This is a genomic window from Allolucifera butyrica, assembly GCF_900476375.1.
In the GTDB taxonomy this organism is placed as follows: Bacteria; Bacillota; Negativicutes; order Sporomusales; family UPPP01; genus Lucifera; species Lucifera butyrica.
The window spans coordinates 1-5,964 of the sequence record NZ_UPPP01000114.1; the positions used below are offsets into that span (position 1 = coordinate 1).

Consider the following 5,964-nt stretch of genomic DNA (forward strand, 5'->3'; position numbering starts at 1 on the left):
CTCTGGCTTTATGTCCTGGCTCCTTTTAAGGAGTCCTGCTCGCTGCTTTTCTTTTAGACGATAAGATTCACCCTTGATATTGATGACAGTGCTATGATGTAATAGCCGGTCGAGAATCGCAGTGGCAATGATAGTATCGCCGAATACTTCACCCCATTGTCCTATTCCACGGTTACTTGTAAGGATAATCGATCCCCGTTCATATCGACGCGAAATCAGCTGAAACAATAGGTGTGCTCCATTGACATCAACTGGGACATAACCAATTTCGTCAATAATCAAGAGTTTGGGCGCACAGTAGGCTCGGAGCTTGTCTTCCAAACGATTCTCTACGTAGGCCCGGTTTAGAGTGGCAACCAGTGCCGCCGCTGAAGTAAACAAGGTGCGATAGCGTTTGTGAATCGCTTTGAGACCGAGTGCCACAGATAAATGCGTTTTTCCTGTCCCCGGCGGTCCAAGAAACACCACGTTTTCTGCCCGTTCTAGGGAACATGCATGTCGCCAGTTCCCGGACGACCTTGGCCTCTATCGACGGTTGAAAACTAAAATCGAAGCTCTCTAACGTCTTAACGTAGAGCAATTTAGCCAGCGTCGTATTTAAGGCAATATGTTTTTCAAACTTTAACGCGACTTCTTCCTCCAACAGTCGGTCAAGAAAATCGGTATAGCTTAAATCGTTTTTACTGGCTTCCTGGAGCAGACTTTCGAGTTTTTGCCCGGTGCGGCTTAGTTTTAGCTTCTTGAGGTTCTCCTCTATTCGAAGCAGTTGGGGATTATCCATGCAGGCCACCTCCTGCAATTGCTTCGTAAACATCAAGACTGCGAACCTGAACATCTGCGGTGGGAGCCTGAGTTATAATAATGCTTTCTGGTCTCTTAAACAGGCCAAGGTAATGCTCTTTATCTATGACCGTCTGGTACTTGCGTGGTGCGCGCTGGTGCTGAGCAATTAACTGGTTCCGGTGGTAAATACGGATTAATCCGCATTCCTCCTGGATGTCTACTATTTGGCGGACGTATTTCCAAGGAACAGAGTATCTGCTTGCCTCATAAGATATCAAGCAGTCGGAAGCCACTTTGCGAATTTGGCAATCCTGTACGACATATGCAGGGTGGTTTTTAAGCGGACTTAATTTTTCCCGTAAAAATCGTTCAGCAGGTCGCTCATGGACTGTCCCGTGAATTCGTTGGTCAGCTACCATGTGAATCCATTGCTTAACTTGGTCGTTAATATCGTCAAGCGATACGAATGTCTTGCCGGGAAGAAAGGACCGTTTAACGTATTTTACGCCGGACTCAACCTTGCCTTTGGTTCTGGCGCGATACGGCCGGCAAAGGCGAGGCTTATATCCGTAGTAACGGCAGAAGTCTTCAAATTGGGAATTAAGGCGCGCTTTTTCCGTTCCTCTATCCAATACAATTGTCTTGGGATTATCATAGAGAATTTCTTCTGTCAGGCCGTTGAACCAGCGGAATGCTCGTTCATGGCAGCCGACCAAGGTCGGAAGCTTTTCATCCAGGGTGAATTCCACGTAAATCGTACGGGAGTAGCATAATACCATAACGAAAATTCGTATTCTGACACATTGGCCGGCAATAATCACCCAGGAGCTTCCCCAATCCATTTGTGCCTGATGGCCCGGTGGGGTCTCAAACCGAATACTGGCGGCTTCCGCGCTAACGAAGGCTTCTCGCAAAGGCTTAACAGCTTCTCTAACAGTTGTATAGCCGCCTTTATAGCCTCGTGCTTTGAGTTCTTGGAATAGGGTCGTGGCATTGTAAAAGACTTCCGGCGCACGGCCTTGTAGAAACGGGAAATATTCGTCCAGAATACCCGGTTTATTCCTGGTACGCTGGTATCCGCTCCTTTGCTGGGTACGTAGCACCTTGCGAATGGTATTTCTACTCACCCCTAGGTCGCGGCTAATTTGTTTAATTCTCTTACCTGCCTTTGCCATTGCACGAACTTCGGACCACTGGTCTTGCGAAAGCATTTGTTCTTCACTCCCATGACCTTGCTCATGGGGAAATGTTTTCTGGTTGTCCATATTTTTCCCTCCTTTTTTGGGAGGGGTCAATTTTCAATTGCCATATAGGGTCATTTTATCAGCGCCAATAACAGCTTTAAAGTAGTACCGGTAGCTGAATAGAATTAAGATTGCTCCTGGCCTCGGCTGGGAGCCTTTTTTATTTTTACCCCTATCCGTTTCTTCGTCTTTCTGTACGGATATAGAATAGAGAGATGATTACATCGTTTTTGAATTTATGGATTAGGTGAGATTTTAATTTTGCAGAACTCATTAAAATTTTTGGGGTTTACCCGTTTAAATAAGAAGCTGGAATGAATTTATATAAGTGAAAGCCGATATACAGGAAATACACATTAATAAAGAAGAGATCCTATTATGTGGTAACTGCGGTTGACGCTGAGAGTGAGAGTGATAATTCCAATGAAGCTTCAGCAACACCGCTGGCGCCAAGCGGACACGGATTGTTACGAATCACCATGTCAGACTCAAGCGAGCGAGAGTACGAGCTATCTGACGATGAAATTAATAAATTCATCGAATGGTGCAATCGTACTGTAGGTACCGGTAATGCATACTATGCCTTCGATAAGACTTACAATGTTGGTGAGTTTAAAAACCGAAAAGAGTATCTGATGTTTGAACAGATCATCAGCTTTGAAGTTATGGAGCTTACGAAGTAATATATTGGAGTAAAAGATAAATTTTTCCGCTCATCCTTCGGGGTGGGCGGCTTTTATTTTTCCAGTATATACCGCTGTTATACTCCTTGATCTCCTATTATTGCAGCCCTTATAATTAAAACACAAACATATGTTCTGTAAGGGTGTGGAAAATGGGTAAGGTATTCGTAGAAGTTGTTGCAGTTCATGACACGGAAGGAAAAATCCGGCCACTATCCCTGAAATGGGAAGACGGGCGGGTATTCGAGATTGACCGGGTCCTGGACGCCCGGCAGGCGGCATCTTTAAAAGGCGGGGGCTGCGGCATGCGGTACACTTGCTGGATTGGCAGGCGGGAGTTTTTCCTGTTCTGCGACGAGGGGCGTTGGTTTGTGGAAAAAAATAAAACTTAATTGTTTTATAGCTGGTCAGAAATGACTGGCTTTTTTGTTTGTATGTATAAAAATGTAAAACAATACATTGAAAATGTTGTTTTTTATATTGCTAATTTTTATTTATGATATATAATGTTTAACAGAGAAAACATATCTTGGAAGTTAAAAAGAATTTGCTTTTGATGTGATTCGAGCGAGCCCAATAGAAAGGAGTCTATTGGCAAAAAACAAGGAGGTTATTTCATGATTAACAGTTTAACAAGCTCCAGTATGGGGGAATTGGGTACACCTTTATCTAGTCAATCAGTAACGGTAAAAACATCAACAACAAACTCATCCTTGGCAAATGAAACTAATTCTACCACTTCTACATTTAGCCCAGCATACGTAGTTTCTTTAGGAGAAACAAATGCGTCTAGTGCAACCTATACCATGCAAAGCATTCTTAATAATGCTTCGATGGTAACAAACAGCACTCAAGCACAGGGTGCAAGTAATCAAAATATGGTATTGGCTGCGGCGATGGATCTGCCTGGTGATCCAACGGGTGGTACTCCAAGCGACCCAACTGGTGGCTTTCCTAGTAATCCTACCGGAGGTTTACCCAGTAATCCAACTGGGGGCTTTTTAGGCGACATAACGGGTAGTTTTTTTCCTAAGTATCCTAATTCTATTTATAAGGCATTTAAAGATTTAATAGAAAGCGGAGAACTAAGAATGATAAAGAAATGGGGACCATTGACTATTGGCTACGACATAGTGTTATTGGCGCTGATAAAATGACCCTATATGGCAATTGAAAATTGACCCCTCCCAAAAAAGGAGGGAAAAATATGGACAACCAGAAAACATTTCCCCATGAGCAAGGTCATGGGAGTGAAGAACAAATGCTTTCGCAAGACCAGTGGTCCGAAGTTCGTGCAATGGCAAAGGCAGGTAAGAGAATTAAACAAATTAGCCGCGACCTAGGGGTGAGTAGAAATACCATTCGCAAGGTGCTACGTACCCAGCAAAGGAGCGGATACCAGCGTACCAGGAATAAACCGGGTATTCTGGACGAATATTTCCCGTTTCTACAAGGCCGTGCGCCGGAAGTCTTTTACAATGCCACGACCCTATTCCAAGAACTCAAAGCACGAGGCTATAAAGGCGGCTATACAACTGTTAGAGAAGCTGTTAAGCCTTTGCGAGAAGCCTTCGTTAGCGCGGAAGCCGCCAGTATTCGGTTTGAGACCCCACCGGGCCATCAGGCACAAATGGATTGGGGAAGCTCCTGGGTGATTATTGCCGGCCAACGTGTCAGAATACGAATTTTCGTTATGGTATTATGCTACTCCCGTGCGATTTACGTGGAATTCACCCTGGATGAAAAGCTTCCGACCTTGGTCGGCTGCCATGAACGAGCATTCCGCTGGTTCAACGGCCTGACAGAAGAAATTCTCTATGATAATCCCAAGACAATTGTATTGGATAGAGGAACGGAAAAAGCGCGCCTTAATTCCCAATTTGAAGACTTCTGCCGTTACTACGGATATAAGCCTCGCCTTTGCCGGCCGTATCGCGCCAGAACCAAAGGCAAGGTTGAGTCCGGCGTAAAATACGTTAAACGGTCCTTTCTTCCCGGCAAGACATTCGTATCGCTTGACGATATTAACGACCAAGTTAAGCAATGGATTCACATGGTAGCTGACCAACGAATTCACGGGACAGTCCATGAGCGACCTGCTGAACGATTTTTACGGGAAAAATTAAGTCCGCTTAAAAACCACCCTGCATATGTCGTACAGGATTGCCAAATTCGCAAAGTGGCTTCCGACTGCTTGATATCTTATGAGGCAAGCAGATACTCTGTTCCTTGGAAATACGTCCGCCAAATAGTAGACATCCAGGAGGAATGCGGATTAATCCGTATTTACCACCGGAACCAGTTAATTGCTCAGCACCAGCGCGCACCACGCAAGTACCAGACGGTCATAGATAAAGAGCATTACCTTGGCCTGTTTAAGAGACCAGAAAGCATTATTATAACTCAGGCTCCCACCGCAGATGTTCAGGTTCGCAGTCTTGATGTTTACGAAGCAATTGCAGGAGGTGGCCTGCATGGATAATCCCCAACTGCTTCGAATAGAGGAGAACCTCAAGAAGCTAAAACTAAGCCGCACCGGGCAAAAACTCGAAAGTCTGCTCCAGGAAGCCAGTAAAAACGATTTAAGCTATACCGATTTTCTTGACCGACTGTTGGAGGAAGAAGTCGCGTTAAAGTTTGAAAAACATATTGCCTTAAATACGACGCTGGCTAAATTGCCCTACGTTAAGACGTTAGAGAGCTTCGATTTTAGTTTTCAACCGTCGATAGAGGCCAAGGTCGTCCGGGAACTGGCGACATGCATGTTCCTAGAACGGGCAGAAAACGTGGTGTTTCTTGGACCGCCGGGGACGGGAAAAACGCATTTATCTGTGGCACTCGGTCTCAAAGCGATTCACAAACGCTATCGCACCTTGTTTACTTCAGCGGCGGCACTGGTTGCCACTCTAAACCGGGCCTACGTAGAGAATCGTTTGGAAGACAAGCTCCGAGCCTACTGTGCGCCCAAACTCTTGATTATTGACGAAATTGGTTATGTCCCAGTTGATGTCAATGGAGCACACCTATTGTTTCAGCTGATTTCGCGTCGATATGAACGGGGATCGATTATCCTTACAAGTAACCGTGGAATAGGACAATGGGGTGAAGTATTCGGCGATACTATCATTGCCACTGCGATTCTCGACCGGCTATTACATCATAGCACTGTCATCAATATCAAGGGTGAATCTTATCGTCTAAAAGAAAAGCAGCGAGCAGGACTCCTTAAAAGGAGCCAGGACATAAAGCCAGAG

7 protein-coding genes and 1 pseudogene are annotated in these 5,964 nt (G+C 45.1%); 5 read left to right on the forward strand and 3 right to left on the reverse strand.

What is annotated here, in order from left to right; all coding sequences use genetic code 11:
• The 3 genes and pseudogenes from LUCIF_RS27420 to istA (LUCIF_RS22350) form a co-directional block, all read right to left on the reverse strand.
• On the reverse strand, positions 1-468 hold a 468-nt coding region (locus LUCIF_RS27420; protein ID WP_370745722.1), incomplete at its 3' end, for an ATP-binding protein.
• 73 nt (positions 469-541) lie between these two features.
• Positions 542-835, reverse strand: a pseudogene (locus tag LUCIF_RS27425) (ATP-binding protein); the annotation flags it as partial.
• Positions 774-2,048, reverse strand: a complete 1,275-nt coding sequence (gene istA / locus LUCIF_RS22350) for an IS21 family transposase (RefSeq protein ID WP_122630042.1) — start codon at positions 2,046-2,048, stop codon at positions 774-776. The pseudogene LUCIF_RS27425 and the gene istA (LUCIF_RS22350), both read right to left, overlap by 62 nt.
• Positions 2,049-2,407: 359 nt before the next feature.
• On the opposite strand from istA (LUCIF_RS22350), the gene LUCIF_RS22355 reads away from it, so the two are divergent.
• The 5 genes from LUCIF_RS22355 to istB all read left to right on the forward strand — a co-directional run.
• Positions 2,408-2,710: a hypothetical protein gene (locus LUCIF_RS22355; RefSeq protein WP_122630043.1), complete on the forward strand. Its 303-nt coding sequence runs from the start codon at positions 2,408-2,410 to the stop codon at positions 2,708-2,710.
• Positions 2,711-2,862: 152 nt separating this feature from the next.
• Positions 2,863-3,102 carry a hypothetical protein gene (locus LUCIF_RS22360; RefSeq protein ID WP_122630044.1) on the forward strand — a complete coding sequence of 80 codons (240 nt, stop codon included), beginning with the start codon at positions 2,863-2,865 and terminating at the stop codon, positions 3,100-3,102.
• A gap of 225 nt (positions 3,103-3,327) precedes the next feature.
• Entirely contained in the window at positions 3,328-3,867 is a 540-nt protein-coding gene (locus LUCIF_RS22365; RefSeq protein ID WP_122626542.1) for a hypothetical protein, read from the forward strand.
• A gap of 50 nt (positions 3,868-3,917) precedes the next feature.
• On the forward strand, positions 3,918-5,192 hold the full coding sequence (gene istA, locus LUCIF_RS22370; RefSeq protein WP_122630045.1) for an IS21 family transposase: 1,275 nt from the start codon (positions 3,918-3,920) through the stop codon (positions 5,190-5,192).
• The coding region (istB, locus tag LUCIF_RS22375) for an IS21-like element helper ATPase IstB (RefSeq protein WP_122630046.1) at positions 5,185-5,964 on the forward strand (780 nt) is incomplete at its 3' end. The genes istA (LUCIF_RS22370) and istB, both read left to right, overlap by 8 nt.

Excerpts from the sequence above, each read along its gene's own strand:
- istA (WP_122630042.1), bottom strand. The coding sequence starts at position 2,048 with ATGGACAACCAGAAAACATTTCCCCATGAGCAAGGTCATGGGAGTGAA.
- LUCIF_RS22360 (WP_122630044.1), top strand. The coding sequence starts at position 2,863 with ATGGGTAAGGTATTCGTAGAAGTTGTTGCAGTTCATGACACGGAAGGA.
- LUCIF_RS22365 (WP_122626542.1), top strand. The coding sequence starts at position 3,328 with ATGATTAACAGTTTAACAAGCTCCAGTATGGGGGAATTGGGTACACCT.
- istA (WP_122630045.1), top strand. The coding sequence starts at position 3,918 with ATGGACAACCAGAAAACATTTCCCCATGAGCAAGGTCATGGGAGTGAA.